Below are 19790 nucleotides of genomic sequence, written 5' to 3'. Positions count from 1 at the left end.
CGCAACATCATTGGATCACCTGTTTCCTTGCTTATGAAAAATGAATCAAAGGACTATTCAGATGTTTACCGGGAAAAAGAGGTAAAAGGTTTACAAAAAAGACTGGAAAAGACCAGGTCCGCCCTGGTCTTTTCCGGTGCTTCTATTCTTGCCGGTGGCATACTCTTCTATTTTATGTCGGAAGGACTGGACAATATATCACTGGCCATGTACCTCGTCACCGGCATTATCCTCATTGTCATCGGCACCACATCTAACCGAAAACCCATGCGCCGGCTTTGGCTGGGTGTCATCGTACTCGGAATTTTCTGGGTGGCGGATGTAGTGATGGATAAAAGCGAATTTATTCTGCGGGATAATGGATTGAAGATGCTGGTGCTTTCTATTTTATTACTGGCAATGAAGCCGGCCCGCGAGGCGGAGATCATTCGGAAGGATTTGCATTTGTCCTAGGTTGGATGACGGATGACAGATGACAGATGACCGAGGAAAGAGAGCCGGACTTCGGTCTTCTGACCCCCGACTTCCTTCAGATGCTTCGGGACTATGACTCAGTCATCTGTCATCCGTCATCCGTCATCCAACAACCAACCCCCAATCTCCACCATAAAAAATCACTAATTTCGCGCCATGCAAAAAGGACCTGTTTCTAACTTTATTCAACACCACTACCGCCACTTCAACGCCGCCGCCCTGATGGACGCGGCAAAAGGCTACGAACAGCACTTGCTCGAAGGCGGTAAAATGATGGTGACCCTCGCCGGAGCCATGAGCACCGCCGAACTGGGTATCTCCCTGGCCGAAATGATCCGGCAGGGAAAAGTAGATATCATTAGCTGTACCGGTGCCAACCTTGAAGAAGATGTAATGAACCTGGTGGCCCACTCGCACTACAAACGCGTACCCAATTACCGCGACCTTACCCCCCAGGACGAATGGGACCTGTTGGAAAATCATTATAACCGGGTCACCGATACCTGTATCCCCGAGGAAGAAGCCTTTCGCCGGCTGCAAAAGCACTTATTCCAGCAATGGAAAGACGCGGAAGCCAAGGGCGAACGTTTTTTCCCGCATGAGTTTTTATACAAGACCGTCCTGAGCGGCGACCTGAAACAATACTACGAGATCGACCCCAAGGATAGCTGGATCGTGGCAGCCGCGGAAAAGAACATCCCCATCGTGGTACCCGGATGGGAGGACAGCACCACTGGCAATATCTTCGCCAGTTATGTCATAAAGGGTGAATTGAAAGCCAGTACGGTAAAAAGCGGTATTGAATACATGGTTTGGCTGGCTGACTGGTACCGCCAGAACTCCGGAGGCAAAGGCGTAGGTTTCTTCCAGATCGGAGGGGGCATTGCCGGCGACTTCCCCATTTGTGTGGTACCCATGATGTACCAGGACCTGGAATGGCATGATGTGCCTTTCTGGAGTTATTTCTGTCAGATCAGCGATTCCACCACCTCCTTTGGCTCCTACTCCGGGGCCGTGCCCAACGAAAAGATCACATGGGGCAAATTGGATATCAACACCCCCAAGTTCATCATCGAAAGTGACGCTACCATTGTAGCCCCCCTCATATTCGCCTGGATATTAGGCTGGTAAAATGAAATAAAAAATCCCCTCGCTGTTGCGGGGGGATTTTACTTTATGCTGAAAGGTAGGGATTAGGGCTGGTTATTATTCCTATACGAGTTTTTGGACTGTTTGGTTTGCTGAAGGTTTAATTTGTTTCACGCGGCGGCCGCAAAGTATCAAACGGCCGCTACGGCCTTACTATTATCGAATGGAGTTCAGCGGCCGCCGCGAGAAATAAGAAAAAAAGAAACCCCGACGCAAGCCGGGGCCTCATAACCACACACCAAAAACTGCTTATACTTAAGATTTTCTTTTCTTTTCGTACACTGTCCAATTGTCACCATTCGATTTCAGTACAGTGATAAAATCTGCGCTCTCCAAAGTGAGGTAGTAGTTGTTACCTTCTTCGTTGCTCAATTCAAAAAGATCAGTTACCCAATGATCGTTGGAAAAAGTTTTTTGAATTGTGCTCATCAGGTGAAGAGGCAATTGCTGGGTAGTGAGGTTACGGCTCATACCAAGGTATTGTCCTTCGAGAGAATAATAAGCGTAAATACGCTGACCATTCAGGCTGAAAGCGGCTTTGTAATAACGTGAGGACACGGTCCAGTTCACTTCTTTGGCACTGGCAAATTCGCTTTTAAAAGCGGTGAGGACCTGGGGAGAAACGGCTTCTTCTCCGGCAAATACGCTGGAAATTCCCATTGTAAACATTAACACCAGTGCGAGGATTGTCTTTTTCATCTTACTTTTTTTTATGAGTTGGTTATTCTATTTTTTGTCTGTTTGCTATGTTTGACGCTACAAAGATGACTTATGTTACAGCCCAAGTCAAGCAAATAGTGACCAAAGGGCATGGATGTTAAAGGCCATTGGCTTTCACTAACTTTGGTTAACAATGCATCCTTTTTAAAAACCATTCGCCCGATTTAAAGACCATTGGTCATGGGAGTACTACTTTGTGGGTATTTGTGAAAGTTTTTATAATGGAGGGTTGGAGGGTGGATGTTGGATGACCGAGGAAGGATGTTGGATGTTGGATGTTAGATGTTGGATGGCAAAGGACTGAGGTAAAAGGGCTTGACTTCGGACTTCCGACCCCGTCATCTGTCATCGGTCATCTGTCATCCAACATCCAACATCCAACAACAAACCCCACTTCAGATAATTAAAAATGAACTACCTCGCTCACGCCTACCTCTCCTTCTCTCACCCCGGTATTCTCGTGGGCAATATGATCAGTGATTTTGTCAAAGGCAAACAAAAATTCACCTATCCCATTGATATCCAGAAAGGTATCGCCCTACATCGGGCCATAGACCAGTTTACCGACCAGCACCCCGCCACCAAAGAGGCCAAAGAGATCTTTCGGCCTGCCTACCGGCTTTACAGCGGCGCCTTTGTGGATGTGGTATATGATCATTTCTTAGCCCTTGATACACAGGTCTTTCCGCATGACGGGCACCTGATGGAATTTTCCCAACAGGTGTATGAGCATTTGGATATCAATCGTTTACACCTGCCTGAGCCCTTTGGACATTTCTTCCCCTATATGCGGGAGCAGAACTGGCTATATAATTATAAGCACCCCTGGGGAATCGGGAACAGCTTTGCAGGCCTTGCCCGTAGGGCTACATATATAAATGAAAGTAATACGGCCTTTCAGGCTTTTACAACACATTATGACTACCTAAAAAACTGCTATACAACCTTTTTCCCGGAACTCTTGTCATTTGCGGAGGAAGAATATAAGAATCTGAATATATAAATACCAAGGTACGGAGTCAGCTCAATTCAAATTCTCTGTGTCTCTGCGCCTCTGTGGTTAAATTTGCCAATAATGAATAAGTAATTATGATAAGAAAGTCTATTCTATTTGCCCTTTGTTCATTTGGTTTCTTGTGGTTAAATGCCCAAACAGCCAACGTCCCGGAAACCGATAAGTCGCCCATGGACATGTGCTACTACCCCGACAACTACCCCGTGCTCAAGATCCAGAACAAGACCAAGGATGCCCTCATGGCCCGGGCCATTTACAGCCGGCCCCAACGAAATGGACGTAAAGTGTTCGGTGAATTGCTTGAATATGGCAAACTCTGGCGCCTCGGAGCCAATGAAGCCACCGAAGTGGAATTTTACAAGGATACCCGGATCAATGGAAAAAAAGTTCCCAAAGGACGCTATACCCTTTACGCCATCCCTTACGAAAATCAATGGACCGTCATTGTCAATAAGGACACCGATACCTGGGGTGCTTTTAAATACGATAGCAAAAAAGATGTAGTGCGGATGGATTTACCCGTAAAAAAACTGACTGAAGCCGTTGAATTTTTCTCCATGTCATTCGAAAAAACAACAACCGGATGTCAAATGAATATCGCCTGGGATGATGTAATGGTATCTCTGCCGATTTCTATGTAATTTTCAAGCATGAATCTTCTTCGTTCTGCCAACGTTCTGCTCCTGGTAGGGATACTGGGATTTACTGCCTGCAACAACAAACCTGTTCCTGCCGGAACGGACAATGCAGATAAACCGGCGCAGGTACCCCAGGTAGCCGCCAATCCCAATGGACTGATCGACCAATCACCCATGGATATCATTTACTACCCCATTGAATATCCTAAACTAAAGATGAGTGGAGAAACCAGTGCGCCACCCACCATGCGGGTCATGTATAGCCGCCCGCAGAAAAAAGGCCGGGATATCTTTGGCAACCTGCAGAAATACGGTCAGCCCTGGCGTTTAGGGGCAAATGAAGCCACCGAGATCGAATTCTTTAAAAACGTCACCATCCAGGGAAAGCCTGTTAGTGCCGGTCGATATGTGATCTATTGTATCCCCGAACCGAAAGAATGGAATATTGTACTCAACTCGCATTTGTTTAGTTGGGGTTTGCATTTTGACAGCACTAAGGATATTCAACATTTCAAGATACCCGTGGAATCAACCAAAGGGCCTGTTGAATATTTCACCATGACCTTCCTGGATCGGGATAAGGGGGCAAGTTTGGTGATGGCGTGGGATACGGTAATGGCTAAACTGCCGATAGAGTTCTAAAAAATCACCGCAAAGGCGCAATGACGCGATAGTGCGCCAGGAAATAGCGCACTCGTTACAGGAAATCAAAATCCCAATCCCGCTAATCCCTAAATTTCAAAATCCTGGTCCAATGTGTGGTATAGCAGGCATACTCTCCCCCTCTTCACCTGTCTCCCACGACCGGCTTAAGTCGATGACCCAATCTCTCGCCCATCGCGGACCCAACGGCGAAGGACACTGGATAAATAACAAAGGAAATATCGGACTTGGTCACCGCCGCCTCTCCATCCTCGATCTCTCCGATGCAGGACAACAACCGATACTTTGTCTTGACCGATACTATATCACCCACAACGGCGAAATTTATAATTACATAGAATTAAGAGAGGAGTTAAAAAAGAAGGGATATGTCTTTCACACGGGTACAGATACCGAAGTGATCGCTGCGGCATTTGATCATTTTGGAGAAGATTGCCTCGATCATTTCAACGGCATGTTTGCCTTTGCGCTTTGGGATGAAAAAGATCAGCGCCTATTCGCCGCACGTGACCGCTTTGGTGAAAAACCATTTTTCTTTATTCATACAACGGATGAATTCCTCTTTGCCAGTGAAATCAAAGCCTTTTGGGCCGCAGGCATGGATAAAAAGGTCAATCGTCGGCTTTTATTCAATTACCTCACTATTGGATATGTAGACAATCCCACCAAACCCGAAGAAACTTTTTTTGAATCGGTCCGCAAGTTGCCCGCCGCGCACTACCTGACTTATACGCCTGCAACAGGTCAATTGCATATTGAACAATATTGGCAATTGGAGATTCAGGACCCCCTGGCAAATATCTCACCACAGGAGGCCGGTGAACAGTTTATCGATCTGTTAAATACAGCTGTCCGGCTCCGGTTGCGGAGTGATGTAGCTGTTGGTACCAGTCTGAGCGGGGGATTGGACAGCTCTTCCATCATTGCGCTTCTGTCAGCCCAAACTCAATCGTCAAAAAAGTTTCAATCCTTTTCGGCGGTCTTTCCGGGATTTGAAAAGAACGAAGCGCCCTTTATTGATGAGGTCTGTGCCCATTTTGACTGGCCCAATACCAAATCGTCTTTTGGAGAGGATTCGATCGCTGCTCTCATTGAAAAAGTATCCCGGCATTTGGATGAACCTTTTGGCAGTGCCAGTAACCTGGCACAATATGTTGTTTATGCCTCGGCACGCCAAAATGGGGTTTCGGTTTTACTGGATGGCCAGGGTGCGGATGAAGTGCTGGCTGGGTATAGCAAATACTATAAATGGTATTGGCAGGAACTGTTCCGTCATCGGAAACTGCTGGTAAGCGGGGAACTAAAAGCAGCCCGGGCCCTCGGCAATACTGAACCCTTTCGTTTTAAAAATATCATAGCTGCTCTTTTCCCCGATCTGGCATCCGTGGTATTGGAGCAACAGTATTTATTAAAAGCCGTAAAAAATCCTGCCCTTAACCCGGGTTTTACCCGCCAACAAAGCCGGGATGCCTACCTGGGCAAACCCGCTATTTCCACGCTCAACGATGCCTTATATTATAATACCACCATACATGGACTGGAGGAACTACTCCGCTACGCCGACCGAAACAGCATGGCCCATGGTGTGGAAGTGCGGTTACCCTATCTCGACCACCACCTTGTGGAGTTTCTCTTTACCCTCCCCGGTAACCTGAAGATCCGGAATGGCTATACCAAATGGTTGCTCCGCGATGCCATGAAAGATCGCCTGCCTTCTTCCATTACCTGGCGCACTGATAAGGTCGGCTTTGAACCCCCGCAAAAAAAATGGATGGCATTACCCGCTGTTCAGGCCCTTATTCAACAATCCAAACAAAAACTGGTAAACGAAGAGATACTGAATGAATCCGTACTAAAAGAAAAACCCCAACCGCATAGTGCTTATGCGGCTGAGGCGTATGATTGGAGATACCTTGCGGCTGGTTTTTTGTATTGAGGTTGGATTTCGGATGACAGATGACTGATGTCAGATGACATCCGTCATCCTTCAACCACCCTACGCTTTTTTGAATTTCTTCTCCACCCGCATAGACCCATTACTATCCGACACCACCACCATCCAGTTTTCCTTATCCTCCAGGGTAATATGGTACTGGGTACCTTCTTCATTACTTGTTTCGGTCACCCCGAACACCCATTTATCGGCATACTTCCGGTTGAGTTTCCCCAGGATCATCGCGGGCAGGTGTTTGCCTTTATAGTACCGTATGGTAGAAAGGATATTTGCTTCCTCATCGTAAGTGATACGGGTATCGATCTCGTTTCGTACAAACCGTACCGTGTATTGATCCCCATCCTGGAACCACTCCTCATTTTTTACATCGGCAAAGGTCTCTTTGAATGTTTTTAACACTTTTTCATTCACTGCTGTATCGGCGGCAAAGGCGACCGAGAGGACCAGCGAGCAGGCAACCGCAACAAGTAACTTTTTCATGGTTTATCGTTTACGTGAAAAATAAATTTCAAGCAAGATAGTTCCGGGCCCAGGGCATTAAAAGAGAAATAGCGATGATTGGCAATTTGAATTATTGCGTTTCAACATGAAATAAATCTTAATAGTGACCAAAGACCTCATTTTTGATGTTGAAAGGAATAATATGATGTGTGAAACATGAGTTTTCCATTTCACAGGCGAGCGTTAAGTAGGTGTTAAAGAGTTATAGTCAGGGATGAGTGGCGTTCTCTTGTTCTCTGCGGTGAATCATCTTCTCTTCGGTGAGCCTTAAATCTCATAAATTTGCCACATGAAAAAGAACACCCGCTTTATTCACGCTGGCATGGAACCCGACCCCTCTACCGGGGCCATCATGACCCCGATATACCAAACTTCCACCTACGTACAGGAAGCCCCGGCCACCCATAAAGGCTATGAGTACGCCCGTAGCCAGAACCCTACGCGAACAGCGCTGGAGAAAGCCCTGGCGGAAATAGAAAATGGCAAATTTGGTTTGGCCTTTAGCAGTGGGGTAGCCGCCACCGATGCGGTGATCAAACTCCTGGAACCCGGCGATGAAGTGGTTTGTGGAAATGATATGTATGGCGGAACCTACCGACTCTTTACCAAGGTGTTTGAAAAATTTGGGCTCAAATTTATCTATACCGATACCACCAACAGTAATAATGTAGCTGCCGCCATTTCACCAAAAACAAAACTCATCTGGCTGGAAACACCCACCAACCCGTTGATGAATGTATCGGATATCGCTGCCATCGCTTCTATCGCCAAAAAAGCCGGTGCCCTTCTTTGCGTAGATAATACGTTTGCCTCGCCCTGTTTGCAAAACCCACTCGACCTGGGAGCAGATATTGTGATGCATTCCGCTACCAAGTACCTGAGTGGCCATAGCGATGTAATTCAGGGTGCCCTGGTGATGAATGACCCCGCGCTTCGTGAAAAATTATATTTTATTCAAAAAAGCTGTGGCGCTGTACCTGGCCCCATGGATTGTTTTCTCGTCCTGCGCGGCATCAAGACCCTGGGTGTACGCATGAAGGCCCACTGCGAAAATGGACGCGCCATCGCCCATTTTCTGCGCCAGCACCCGGCCGTCGCCAAAGTATATTGGCCCGGTTTTGAAGACCATCCCCAACATGCCATTGCCAAAAAACAAATGAGTGATTTTGGCGGTATGATCTCCTTTGAGCTCAAAAACCAAAGCGTGGAGGAGGCCAAACGGGTTCTTTCCTCTACCCACCTCTTCTCACTGGCGGAAAGCCTGGGTGGGGTTGAATCACTGATCAACCACCCCGCCTCCATGACCCATGCCTCCATACCTAGAGAAGAAAGGATCAAGAATGGATTGAATGATGGCTTGATCAGGTTGAGTGTGGGGATTGAAGATGCCGAGGATTTGATTGAAGATCTACGTAAAGCGATTGGATAGCCATTTACCGCAGAGAACAAGAGTTTGGATTCAGGATGACAGATGACTGTTGACAGATGACAGAAGTAATATGGCGGGACTCCGGAATTCCTCCCGATGCTTCGGGACCCTGACTCAGTCATCCGTCATCTGTCACCTGTCATCTGCCATCCAAAATCAAACATCCTCCCCGGGTTAAACCACACAGATGACACCAAAGACCTTCCTCGACAAACAATACCTCCACTTCAACCAACCCTCCTTTATCCCCACCGACCCGATAAGTGTACCCCATCGGTTTTCTAAAAAGCAGGACATTGAGATCGCCGGGCTATTCGCTGCCATCTTTGCCTGGGGTAATCGCACCACGATCATCGCGAAAGCCAATGAATTAATGGACAAAATGGGTAACCAACCCCATGCATTCATCCTGCACCATTCCGAAAATGACCTGCGGTCCCTGTTGGATTTCAAGCACCGCACCTTCAATGCCACCGACCTGCTCTACTTTGTTGCCTTTCTTCACCATCATTATACCCACTACTCCTCTCTCGAAGATGCCTTTCAACCAGCTTTGTTAAATAACGAACCTACGATCGAGAAAGGACTGGATGCATTTTATCAGCACTTCTTTTCACTGGAAGATGCCCCGGCGCGCACGCGTAAACACATCGCGGCACCGTCAAAAGGTTCTACCTGTAAACGATTGAACATGTACCTGCGTTGGATGGTGAGAAAAGATAAGATGGGAGTCGATTTCGGTTTATGGCAAAGAATCAGTCCGGCACAACTCATTTGCCCGATCGATCTTCATGTTGCGCGCGTTGCGCGTCAGATGGGATTATTAAAAAGAAAACAAACCGACTGGCTGGCTGCTTTAGAACTGACGGAGAAGTTAAGAAGCTTTGATAAAACCGATCCGGTAAAGTATGACTTTGCGTTGTTTGGATTGGGAGTTTTGGGGGATAGGTAACGGTGTTTAACTGCCAATTCGCCTTAGCGGTAAATAATCCATGTAATCATGGTACTTTCTTCTCAAACATCAGCTCCTGCACCTTCTCTTTATCCTCTTTCTCCTGCTTCAGATTGAACATTGTCCCAAACACATGGTCCCAGATAGTAGAACTCACCCCAAATCCCTGGTGTTCATTTTTATAATGATGCAGGTGGTGGTTTCTCCATAGGGGTTTCATCCATTTAAAAGGAGGGTTCCATGCATGGATCGCATAGTGCATGGTGCCATACATCAGGTAGCCAAAAAGAAAACCGGGAAAGAACATAAAGGCCCAGGAACCCATGATCAGGTACATGATGCCAAATATGGTAGAGGAAATGATGATACTGGGAACGGGGGGCATGAACAAACGTTGCCGGTCACGGGGATAGTGATGGTGATTGCCATGCAGGGTATAAACAAACTTAGTGGCACCAGGTGTCTTCGGTATCCAATGGAAAATAAAACGGTGAGCGAGATACTCAAAAAAGGACCAGAAGAGTACACCACCAAAAAAGGTCAGCAGGATGGTGGCGGTTGAATATCCATAGCGGGTGGCCGCGAGATAAATAATATAAGTAAGAATAGGGATGTACATACCCCATATCACCAGCGGGTTGGCCTTGGTAAGCGCCTCCAGAAAGTCATTCTTAAACAGACGCGCCTGGCCTTTATTGTGGATCTTTTCGAAATGCATAAAAATGGCTATTTCTTAGGCGAAAATACGTCAAATTGAGGATTCACCAGTGGGAAGGGGAGGTTGGATGTCGGATGTTGGATGTTGGATGTCGGATGTCGGATGACAGATGACCGAGGTAGAATGGCTGACTTCCGACTCCGGACCCTGTCATCCGTCATCTGTCATCCAACATCCGACATCCAACATCCATCATCCATCATCCACCCCCCCCTCACCGGCTCTGAATCCAAAATTCCAGTTAGCTTTGCCGACATGAAACTCCTTTCCTACCTCCAAGACGGACACGACCATTTAGGTGTACTGATAGATGATAAAGTGTATGATATGGATGTGCTTCATCCCGACCTTCCCAATAGCATGGGTTTGTTTCTCAACTACTGGGAAGATAGTTTCCCCATGGCACAGGCAGCAGAACTCCTGATACGGGAGGGCCAGCGAATGACCAATAAGGGTATCCCCTTGAGCAACCTCAATCTGTTGGCACCAGTACCAACGCCCACATCCTGCAGGGATGGGTATGCTTTTCGGCAACATGTGGCCGCTGCCCGTCGCAACCGGAGCGTGGACATGATCCCGGAATTTGACCAATACCCCATCTTTTATTTTACCAACCATCATAGCATTCAGGGTCCAGGGGAAGTAGTGTGTATGCCTGACCATTTTCAAAAACTCGATTTTGAACTGGAATGTGCGATCGTTATTTGTAAACATGGCCGTAATATCCGCGCCGCCGATGCCCGGGAATATATTGGCGGGTTGATGATCATGAATGATATGAGTGCGCGTACCCTGCAGATGGAAGAGATGAAACTCAATCTTGGTCCGGCAAAAGGAAAAGATTTCTCTACCGTCATCGGCCCCTGGTTGGTGACCCTGGATGAATTGGATGAATTTTTAGTTCCTGCCAAAGAAAATCATGTGGGAGATAACTGGAACCTGAAAATGACCTGCTCCGTCAATGGAGTACAGGTAAGTGAAGGAAATGTGGCTGATATGGATTGGACATTTGCGGAGATCATCGAACGCGCTTCCTATGGCGTGGATCTTTACCCGGGCGATGTGATCGGAAGTGGCACTGTGGGAACAGGTTGTTTTCTTGAACTGAATGGAACAGGAAAACTCAATGATCCGAATTATAAGGAGCAGTGGTTACAGCCCGGCGACATCGTGGAAATGACCATTACAGGGCTCGGAAAACTCACAAACCAGATCGTTGCCGAAGAAACGGAATGGAGTATACTTGCAGGAAAAAAATAGATTTTTTACCGCAGAGAACAGGAGAACGCAGAGTTACGCAGAGATTAGTTATCTATTAAACCTACCTTATGAATAATGATGAATTAAATGGCATTGGTGCCGAAATTCTCGATTCTTGTATTGCCGTACACAAAGAATTAGGCCCGGGACTCTTAGAGTCAGCCTATACGATTGCACTAAAAAAAGAGTTAGAAGATAGGGAATACGAAGTAATGACTCAGGTGCCTATAGAAGCATCTTACAAAGGCATTAATTTAGGAAAAGTGTTTGTAATGGATATGATAGTTGATGATGGTGTTATTTTAGAAATAAAATCGGTGGATCAGTTGCACCCTATCCATAAAGCCCAGCTAATAACCTATTTAAAACTAAGTAAAAGGAAATTAGGATATCTAATAAATTTTAATGTATCATTAATGAAAGACGGTTTTCATAGAATTGTTTATAAATTTTAACTCTGCGTAACTCCGCGTTCTCTCGTTCTCTGCGGTTAAGTAAAACAAATGATCATACACCTCCCCGAAATAAAACCCGCTGAAAAGCAATACTACCTCCAGCACATTGTTGCGCCACGCCCTATATGTTTTGCCTCTACCATCAATAAAAAAGGCGAGGTTAACCTCAGTCCCTTTAGTTTTTTTAATTTATTCTCTTCCAATCCCCCTATTGTCGTGTTCTCCCCGGCTCGACGGGTACGTGATAATTCCATCAAACATACCCTCGAGAATGTACTCGAAGTACCCGAGGTGGTGATCAATATGGTGGACTATGACATGGTGCAACAACAATCCCTTGCCAGTTGCGAATACCCCGCCGGCACCAACGAATTCATCAAAGCAGGGTTTACCGAGGAAAAGGCACAATTTGTCAGCCCGCCCATGGTCAAAGAAAGTAAGGCCAAATTAGAGTGTAAGGTAACGGAGATAAAGGCACTGGGTAAAGAAGGGGGAGCAGGCAATCTTGTTATTTGTGAGGTGATCGCCATTCACATAGCTGATGAATTGTTGGATGAAAATAAAAAACTCGATCAGCGAAAGATTCACCAGGTAGCCCGCTTAGGCGGAAACTGGTATTGCAAGGTGGATGAAAGCAATCTTTTTGAAGTAGAGAAACCCAATACCCAACTGGGTATAGGAGTAGATGCCCTTCCGGAGAACATTCGTCTGAGCACTATACTTACCGGAAATGACCTGGGGCAGTTGGCAAATGTGCATGCATTTCCCGATCCTGATCCGGGGTTTGATGACGAGCATGTAAGACATATCGTTCAGTATTACAGTCTCAATCCAGAAGAAATGGAGAAAGAACTGCATCAGCATGCAAGGAAACTATTAGCGGAGGGGAAGGTGGATAAAGCCTGGCAGGTACTCTTATTATAGTTTAATCACAGAGACACAGAGAAAAGTTATTTAGCAATTAGCTAATTTTCTCTGTGTCTCTGTAGTTAATTTATTTCCCAAATACCTTTTTCAATAATTCTGTAGTGCGGGCAGCCGGATTTTCCCGGATATTTTTTTCCTCTACCGCAATGCGATCAAACAGGGCAGCAATGGCTTTGTCAGCCACATAACCCGCCAGATCGGGGTTCATCTTTTTCATCGTGGTCGGCAGGCTATTGTATTTAGTCACCACATCACCATAATACTTGGTGGCATTGGTCTTTTGCAGGGAGGTGTCAATAACAGGTTGGAAAGCCGCTTTTAATTGTACCGAGGTTTTCTCTTTAAAATAATCGGTGATCGAAGATTTGCTGCTGCTGCTCACCAGTTTCAAGGCATCGGTAACGGTCATTTGCTTGATGGCATTGACAAAAATGGGGGTGGCAAACCCAACAGCATCTTCAGCGCCTCGGTTGATCTGGAGAATGGCATCATCCACCATTTTATTCAGTCCAAGCCCGCGCAAGGTCTTCTCCATTTTTTGGGCCTCGGGGGGGAGCAATACTTTGTAGAGTTCATTACCAAAGAAACCATCCTTCTTATTCAGAAAATTGACGGCTGTCGATACACCCTGGTTCAGGGCTTCTTTGATCCCACCACCTGCTTCAGACTCGGTGACTCCGCCTCCGCCGATACCCGCGGCCTTCTTGGCCCGGTCAAGGATAGACTGGCTGGATGCACATCCGGATGATAACAGGGAAAAGGCAAGGAGAAAGGCAAACGGAAACTTAAGTTGGTACGATTTCATTGAGTTGGAATTTACTTGTTTAGGTTAATGATCCTTAGTAAAAATATCAAATTATAGTCAAAGCAGGTAGCCAGGAGCGCATAGCCAATAGCTTTTAGCCTTTATTTAATTCAAGAATATCTAATTTTGCCCCCTTATGAACCAACTCTCCGAACAAGAACAGATACGCCGGGAAAAACTGGGCGATCTCCTGGGCATGGGCATCGAGCCCTATCCCGCTGCTTTATACCCTGTTAACACGAATTCAGCCGACATAAAAGAGCAATTTACCGACGAGAAGAAAGACGAGTTTTCTCAGGTTTGCGTTGCAGGCCGTGTGATGAGTATCCGGGATATGGGAAAAGCCAATTTTGCCGTTATCCAGGACAGCCATAGCCGGATACAGGTCTATATCCGCCGGGACGATATCTGTCCGGGCGAGGATAAATCACTTTATGATATTGTCTGGAAGAAATGTACCGATATCGGCGATATCATCGGGATCAAAGGATATGTATTTCGTACAAAAACAGGGGAGATATCGATCCACGCCCAGGAACTGACCATGCTCGCCAAGGCATTAAAGCCCTTACCGATAGTGAAAGAAGCCGAGGGTCAGACCTTTGACGCGGTCACCGACCCCGAATTCAAATACCGTCAGCGCTATGCCGACCTGATCATCAACCCCTCCCTGAAAGAGGTATTTATCAAACGAACAAAGCTAGTGAATGCCATTCGGGAATTTCTGAATGAACAAGGCGCACTGGAAGTGGATACTCCGGTTTTACAAAGTATCCCGGGTGGTGCGGCCGCACGCCCCTTTATCACGCATCATAATGCCCTCGATATTCCCATGTACCTCCGTATCGCGAATGAGCTTTATCTCAAGCGCCTGATCGTCGCGGGATTTGATTGGGTGTATGAATTCAGTCGCAACTTTCGCAATGAAGGAATGGATCGCACCCATAACCCGGAATTCACCATCCTGGAATTTTATGTGGCCTATAAAGATTATATCTGGATGATGGAAACTACCGAAAAAATGCTGGAGCGGGTGGCCATCGCGGTAAATGGAACCACCAAAGTGATGGTGGATGGAAAAGAGATCGATTTCAAAGCCCCTTTCAAAAGGATCAGTATGTTCAAAGCCATTGAAGAACATACCGGTTTTGATATCAGCCGGATGAACGAAGAACAGATTCGCAGCATCTGTAAACAACTCCATATTTCCGTTGATAAAACAATGGGCAAGGGCAAGATGATCGATGAAATATTCAGCGAAAAATGCGAACACCACTATATCCAACCCACTTTTATCACGGATTACCCGGTTGAAATGAGTCCGCTGACCAAAAAACACCGTGATACACCGGGTTTGGTGGAACGCTTTGAATTAATGGTAAATGGAAAAGAGATCGCCAACGCCTATAGTGAATTGAATGACCCGCTTGATCAACGCGAACGCTTTGAGGAACAAACCAAACTGATGGAACGGGGAGATGACGAGGCCATGTTCATTGACCATGATTTCCTGCGGGCCCTGGAATATGGTATGCCACCAACATCAGGCATTGGTTTTGGGGTCGACAGGCTTTGCATGCTGATGTTGAACCAGCCTTCGATTCAGGATGTGCTGTTGTTCCCCATGATGAGACCTGAAAATAAAGAATAGTAGAATTTACCCGGGGGAAAATAGAGGGGATGTTGGATGACAGATGACGGATGACAGATGACGAAAGTAAAAGGGCTAGACTTCCGACTCCGTCATCTGTCATCCGTCATCCAACATCCCCTCTCTTGTTCTCTGCGGCGATACCTAATCCACAAATAAATCCCTGTACAACTCCGCCCCGGGTACAACGCTGTATTTTTCAAGGTCAGTGATTCCTTCTTCTGCCAGCACTTCCTCATCAATATAGCAATGACCCGTACAATCAGCAGATGACCGGCCAAGTATGATGGCTGCTGCATCGGCCAGGATGTCGACCGTACGGCTCATATTCGCCAGCATTTCACCTCCTAACAGGTTTCTTACGGCAGCCGTGTCGATGGTAGTGCGAGGCCAGAGGGCATTGGCCGCGATCCGGAACTCCTTAAATTCTTCGGCCCAACCCATGGTCATCAAACTCATATTGTATTTGCTCATGGTATAGGCTATATGTCCACCCAGCCATCTTGGTCGCAGGTTAATGGGAGGGGAAAGGGTAAGAATATGGGGGTTGGTGGACTTCCTGAGGTGGGGAATACAGGCCCGGGTCATCATGAATGTACCCCGGACATTGATATCATGCATCAGGTCAAACCGCTTGGGGTCGGTTTTTTCGGTGGGGGTCAGGCTGATCGCACTGGCGTTATTGATCAGGATATCAATCACACCAAATTGAGCCACCGCCTTATCTACAGCCTCTTGGATCTGATCTTCAAACCGGATATCGCACTGAACCGCGAGGGCCTTTCCGCCAGCTTTCTCTATCTCCTCCGCTGCCGAAAAAATAGTGCCCCCCAATTTGGGGTTCTCTTCTACTGACTTGGCAACAATGACAATATTAGCTCCCGAAGCCGCCAGTTTTAAAGCCATGGCCTTTCCAATACCCCTGGAGGCCCCGGTGATTAAAGCAGTTTTTCCTTGAAACATAGTCTGGTTTTGGGCAAAGATAGAGGAAAGGGAGGGGGATGTTGGAGTTTGGATGACGGGTTTTGGATGACAGATGACGGAGGGGGATGTTGGATGATGGATGTTGGATGTTGGAGGGTAGTCGGAGTGCGGAGGGTGGCTTTGCGAGACCTCTGGTCTCGCAAAGCCACCCTCCGTCATCCGTCATCTGTCATCTGTCCTCCAACATCCAACATCCAACATCCGTCATCCAACACCCCAAAACCGTATTTCCTGAATCGTAGATTTACGAAAACAACGCTCAAAAAGTCCTATACAAATGAAGCGGTTTTGCTCTATTGCAAAAGAAATGTGAAAGCTACATTTGTTCCAGAAGTTGATTGGTCGGCAGAGGTAACATCCAATATCCAAATCCGAAAAGTCCAAAGTTCTTAATCCAATATCCAACTAAAACCAACCGTAAAATCCGTATCAATCAACTTTCTTTTTTTAGTCTTTTAGTTTTAGTTTCTATACAGTCCCGTTAGTTCTTTATCCTTGTGAAAAACCGTTTAGGAAATCCGTCCTGAAAAACATCTAGGTTAATGTGTACTGATTCCTAAAAAATTGAGACCCGTCGGATTAGAGCCCCGGCGGGTTTCTCGTTTTATAGGCCTCCCCTATGATAACATGTTTCACCGCAGAGAACAAGAGTTTGGATGACAGATGACTGTTGACAGATGACAGAAGTAATATGGCGGGACTCCCGAATTCCTCCCGATGCTTCGGGACCCTGACTCAGTCTTCCGTCATCAGTCATCTGTCATCCAAACTCTTGTTCTCTGCGGTGAATAAACTATTGCCCCGGAAATACCCCTCTCGGGTTTTTGAATGTGATTCGTTTCAGGTCTTGAGAAGCTTCAAAACCTCCTGTCCCCTTCAGGTGTGTACCATTTCTGGAGTCGAGCCGCCAGGTGGTATCATTATAAAACAGCGCTTTGGATTGATCCCACCACATTTCGGGGCATCTTAAGGTATCACCTTCCACATTAAAGACGACTACGCTATCGCGCAGGTAAATGCGGTTGTATGTTTCTATATACTTCCCGTAAAGAGCATTTAGCTGGGTTTCAATCCGTGTACTGTCATCGTAAAAATCAACGTGCAGGGAGTCGGGGAACTCGGAGTAAATGGTATCGGCCTGGTAGCGATACAGCAGGGGAGCAACCAGTTTGGCTTTCATCACGCCTTTCTGGCTGAGGTAACTGGTAATGTCTTTTCCTTCTTCCACCATCACCACCCGACCGGTGAGATCGGCTACCTGTTTTTCATCATTTTCGCAGGAGACAAGGAAAAAAACAGCCAACCCCAGGGCCCAAATTCGATGGCTGACCCGGGTCATGCTTGATTAGTTGTATTTTCTTTTGGTAAACCAGTTATCACTCAGGGAGAAACCGGCAGAAAGGCGGAACAGGTTTTCCTTCAACAGGTTGTCATTGTTTCCACGCTTGATGTATTCAAAAGAAAGATTGACCACAGTAAATTGGGTGCGATAGCGGCTTGAAGGGTCTTTTAGCCCCAGTACCGGCAGACTGATACCACCCGAAATACCAAATACGGGAAGCTTGCCCCCAACCAGGATATTATCATTGCCCACAAACATACCCGCGCGGTAAGAAACATTCTTCCAATAGGAACGGTTGGGGTAAATAGGCGGTAATATCTGTGCCCCGATGCGAAACTCTTTACTGTCCTGCACCAGGTCGGTGGTATTGTAAAAACGGTAGTCACTCCATTTTGTCATTACATAATCGACGCCAAACTGAAATCCACCATCTTCAGGGGTTGGAGAAACTTCATAAATAAAGCCTGCTCCAACCGTACCAGGGTAGGTTATTTTGCCTTTTACATTGTCTTCGGAATACACGCTGTCGATCTTCAGGTATCCACTGGTCAGGTCACGCGTAAATGTTTCGCGGAAAAAGTCTTTGTTGGCATTCAGATCCCTCTTCAGATTACCATAAACACCCAGACGGAGTACTGTTTTCTCTGCCTTGGTTTTCTCATGTCGGGAAAGAATGAACTTTTGCTGGAGACCTCCGCTCAGGAAGATCCCTCCAAAAGAAGCTTTTGTTTGAAAATTTCCCCGGGCATAGGTCACGGTATCATTGATCAGGGTCCTTTCGGAGGAATAATCTTTTTTACCAAACAAATAGCCCAGGTTGGCGCCTATACTAAAGTTCTTGATGGCAAATCCGGTCCCAAAAGTGGCCTGGTAAGCACCCCCTTCGCCCCGGTATTGGGTAACGGCGCTGTCCACAGCCAGTCTTTCCTGCGTTTGCAGGCGGTAACCGATCTTGGACATAGGTCTTAACCCAAAGGCCATACCCCAGTTCTTGCTCAGAGGAATGCCCAACTGGAGGTAAGAAAAGTAAGTATTGGGGGAGGTGAATTTATCGGGTCGGTTTGCCTCGCGCAGGGTGCGGTTATCAAAATTGATCCCGGCATCCAGTACCACTCGGCCAGAAACGGTTTCACCCGTTTCCAGGATCTTGTTCGTACGGAAGGCAGAATAAGAAGCGGGGTTGAGAAAATTCACATATAAGAGGTCTGAATAGGCGGCGGAAACACCCCCCATACCCCGGTTGAGAATATTACTCTGCGGAGAGGCATCTCCCAGTCCATAGCGCGAATAAGGTGAGTTATCCTGGGCAGATAGGGTGGAAAAAAAACAGGCTCCAAACGGTAATAGAACAGCAATCCTCTTAAGCATTGTTAACTTCACTAAGCGCATACAGACCTTTAAAGATTAAATCAGCGTCGGCAAATATCTTACTTTTCAGATGGGAAGCCAAAAACGGTATATCCCCCCCGGTTAAAAGCACGTTAAAGTTGCTGAATTTTTCGCCATAACTCTCTGTAAATCCGTTTATTTCCATCGCCATGGCCATTACCACACCTGTCAAAATATTCGTGCGGGTATCGTAGCCAACCAGGGGTACATTCCAGTCGGCCTTCTCCAAAGGCAGTTTGGCGGTATAATAGTTCAGGGCCTTGAGGCGCATTTCCATGCCCGGGGAGATGGCCCCGCCAATGAACTCACGGTTCTTATTGATGAAATTATAGGTGATACAGGTACCCAATCCGATCACCAGGTTATGCCTGCCAGAATAAAAGTGAACCGCCGCCGCTGCCAGGGCCAACCGATCGGCACCGATCGTCTCGGGTTTTCCTACCGGTGTGGTAAAAGGGAGTTTTGACAAATGATTCAGCCGGTGAAAACGGGTGCGACTGGCAAGCGTGGTTTCTATGTCCGGATTATGATTGATAACGGAGGAAAGGATCGATTTATCGGGTTTGTATTGATTAATTAGATTCTCAATCAATTCTACGCCGTCATTTTCGAGAACAACAACCTCGGCCAAAACATCATCATGAAATATGCCGGCTTTCATCCGAGTGTTACCAAAATCAAAGCATAATGTAATTCCCATAGGCCAAAAATACCATAAAGTGGTATTGGATAATGCGTTGACGTTAGATATATTTAATATGTAA

20 protein-coding genes are annotated in these 19790 nt (G+C 46.6%); 12 read left to right on the top strand and 8 right to left on the bottom strand.

All coding sequences use genetic code 11. The annotated features are described in order from the left end of the window. Nucleotides 1–33 precede the first annotated feature (33 nt). Both J0M30_03525 and J0M30_03520 read left to right on the top strand, forming a co-directional pair. The gene (locus J0M30_03525) at nucleotides 34–453 is read left to right on the top strand and encodes a hypothetical protein (GenBank protein MBN8666547.1); all 420 of its coding nucleotides are present in this window, start codon (nucleotides 34–36) and stop codon (nucleotides 451–453) included. 177 nt (nucleotides 454–630) lie between these two features. Further along, nucleotides 631–1605 carry a deoxyhypusine synthase family protein gene (locus J0M30_03520; protein ID MBN8666546.1) on the top strand — a complete coding sequence of 325 codons (975 nt, stop codon included), beginning with the start codon at nucleotides 631–633 and terminating at the stop codon, nucleotides 1603–1605. Nucleotides 1606–1878: 273 nt separating this feature from the next. Here J0M30_03520 and J0M30_03515 read toward each other — a convergent pair whose 3' ends face one another. After that, nucleotides 1879–2322: a hypothetical protein gene (locus J0M30_03515; protein MBN8666545.1), complete on the bottom strand. Its 444-nt coding sequence runs from the start codon at nucleotides 2320–2322 to the stop codon at nucleotides 1879–1881. A gap of 430 nt (nucleotides 2323–2752) precedes the next feature. On the opposite strand from J0M30_03515, the gene J0M30_03510 reads away from it, so the two are divergent. The 4 genes from J0M30_03510 (at nucleotide 2753) to asnB (ending at nucleotide 6595) form a co-directional block, all read left to right on the top strand. Beyond that, nucleotides 2753–3346 carry a DUF479 domain-containing protein gene (locus J0M30_03510; GenBank protein MBN8666544.1) on the top strand — a complete coding sequence of 198 codons (594 nt, stop codon included), beginning with the start codon at nucleotides 2753–2755 and terminating at the stop codon, nucleotides 3344–3346. 86 nt (nucleotides 3347–3432) lie between these two features. Next, nucleotides 3433–3999, top strand: a complete 567-nt coding sequence (locus tag J0M30_03505; GenBank protein MBN8666543.1) for a DUF2911 domain-containing protein — start codon at nucleotides 3433–3435, stop codon at nucleotides 3997–3999. A gap of 9 nt (nucleotides 4000–4008) precedes the next feature. Then, the gene (locus tag J0M30_03500) at nucleotides 4009–4638 is read left to right on the top strand and encodes a DUF2911 domain-containing protein (protein MBN8666542.1); all 630 of its coding nucleotides are present in this window, start codon (nucleotides 4009–4011) and stop codon (nucleotides 4636–4638) included. 112 nt (nucleotides 4639–4750) lie between these two features. Beyond that, the gene (gene asnB / locus J0M30_03495) at nucleotides 4751–6595 is read left to right on the top strand and encodes an asparagine synthase (glutamine-hydrolyzing) (protein ID MBN8666541.1); all 1845 of its coding nucleotides are present in this window, start codon (nucleotides 4751–4753) and stop codon (nucleotides 6593–6595) included. Between the two features lie 60 nt (nucleotides 6596–6655). Here asnB and J0M30_03490 read toward each other — a convergent pair whose 3' ends face one another. Next, entirely contained in the window at nucleotides 6656–7093 is a 438-nt protein-coding gene (locus tag J0M30_03490) for a hypothetical protein (GenBank protein MBN8666540.1), read from the bottom strand. Between the two features lie 310 nt (nucleotides 7094–7403). On the opposite strand from J0M30_03490, the gene J0M30_03485 reads away from it, so the two are divergent. Together J0M30_03485 and J0M30_03480 are read left to right on the top strand one after the other, a co-directional pair. Continuing rightward, entirely contained in the window at nucleotides 7404–8543 is a 1140-nt protein-coding gene (locus tag J0M30_03485) for a cystathionine gamma-synthase (protein ID MBN8666539.1), read from the top strand. Between the two features lie 187 nt (nucleotides 8544–8730). After that, on the top strand, nucleotides 8731–9495 hold the full coding sequence (locus J0M30_03480; protein MBN8666538.1) for a TIGR02757 family protein: 765 nt from the start codon (nucleotides 8731–8733) through the stop codon (nucleotides 9493–9495). Between the two features lie 46 nt (nucleotides 9496–9541). On the opposite strand, the gene J0M30_03475 is transcribed toward J0M30_03480, so the two are convergent. After that, nucleotides 9542–10213, bottom strand: a complete 672-nt coding sequence (locus J0M30_03475; protein ID MBN8666537.1) for a sterol desaturase family protein — start codon at nucleotides 10211–10213, stop codon at nucleotides 9542–9544. Nucleotides 10214–10468: 255 nt separating this feature from the next. On the opposite strand from J0M30_03475, the gene J0M30_03470 reads away from it, so the two are divergent. From J0M30_03470 to J0M30_03460, 3 genes are all read left to right on the top strand, one after another. Continuing rightward, complete coding sequence (locus tag J0M30_03470) at nucleotides 10469–11473, top strand: fumarylacetoacetate hydrolase family protein (protein ID MBN8666536.1); 1005 nt, start codon at nucleotides 10469–10471, stop codon at nucleotides 11471–11473. 68 nt (nucleotides 11474–11541) lie between these two features. Beyond that, complete coding sequence (locus J0M30_03465; protein MBN8666535.1) at nucleotides 11542–11928, top strand: GxxExxY protein; 387 nt, start codon at nucleotides 11542–11544, stop codon at nucleotides 11926–11928. A 48-nt stretch (nucleotides 11929–11976) separates the two neighbouring features. Then, nucleotides 11977–12852, top strand: coding sequence for a flavin reductase family protein (locus tag J0M30_03460; GenBank protein ID MBN8666534.1), 876 nt, complete (start codon nucleotides 11977–11979; stop codon nucleotides 12850–12852). A gap of 70 nt (nucleotides 12853–12922) precedes the next feature. Here the strand turns inward: J0M30_03460 and J0M30_03455 are convergent, their stop codons facing one another. Next, the gene (locus J0M30_03455; protein MBN8666533.1) at nucleotides 12923–13660 is read right to left on the bottom strand and encodes a DUF4197 domain-containing protein; all 738 of its coding nucleotides are present in this window, start codon (nucleotides 13658–13660) and stop codon (nucleotides 12923–12925) included. A gap of 136 nt (nucleotides 13661–13796) precedes the next feature. On the opposite strand from J0M30_03455, the gene lysS reads away from it, so the two are divergent. Continuing rightward, nucleotides 13797–15311, top strand: coding sequence for a lysine--tRNA ligase (gene lysS / locus J0M30_03450; GenBank protein ID MBN8666532.1), 1515 nt, complete (start codon nucleotides 13797–13799; stop codon nucleotides 15309–15311). A gap of 144 nt (nucleotides 15312–15455) precedes the next feature. Here the strand turns inward: lysS and J0M30_03445 are convergent, their stop codons facing one another. The 4 genes from J0M30_03445 to J0M30_03430 all read right to left on the bottom strand — a co-directional run bounded on the left by J0M30_03445 (nucleotide 15456) and on the right by J0M30_03430 (nucleotide 19726). Then, nucleotides 15456–16454 (bottom strand): NAD(P)-dependent oxidoreductase, encoded by a 999-nt coding sequence (locus J0M30_03445; GenBank protein ID MBN8666531.1) that lies wholly within the window; start codon nucleotides 16452–16454, stop codon nucleotides 15456–15458. Nucleotides 16455–17088: 634 nt separating this feature from the next. Next, nucleotides 17089–17634 carry an LPS export ABC transporter periplasmic protein LptC gene (gene lptC, locus J0M30_03440; protein ID MBN8666530.1) on the bottom strand — a complete coding sequence of 182 codons (546 nt, stop codon included), beginning with the start codon at nucleotides 17632–17634 and terminating at the stop codon, nucleotides 17089–17091. A 6-nt stretch (nucleotides 17635–17640) separates the two neighbouring features. Beyond that, entirely contained in the window at nucleotides 17641–19005 is a 1365-nt protein-coding gene (locus tag J0M30_03435; protein MBN8666529.1) for a hypothetical protein, read from the bottom strand. After that, nucleotides 18998–19726 (bottom strand): type III pantothenate kinase, encoded by a 729-nt coding sequence (locus J0M30_03430; GenBank protein ID MBN8666528.1) that lies wholly within the window; start codon nucleotides 19724–19726, stop codon nucleotides 18998–19000. The genes J0M30_03435 and J0M30_03430 overlap by 8 nt, the downstream gene beginning before the upstream one ends. Nucleotides 19727–19790: the final 64 nt, after the last annotated feature.

It is taken from the genome of Chitinophagales bacterium (assembly GCA_017303415.1).
Taxonomy (GTDB): Bacteria; Bacteroidota; Bacteroidia; order Chitinophagales; family Chitinophagaceae; genus SpSt-398.
This window is presented reverse-complemented; position numbering and strand designations above follow the sequence as displayed.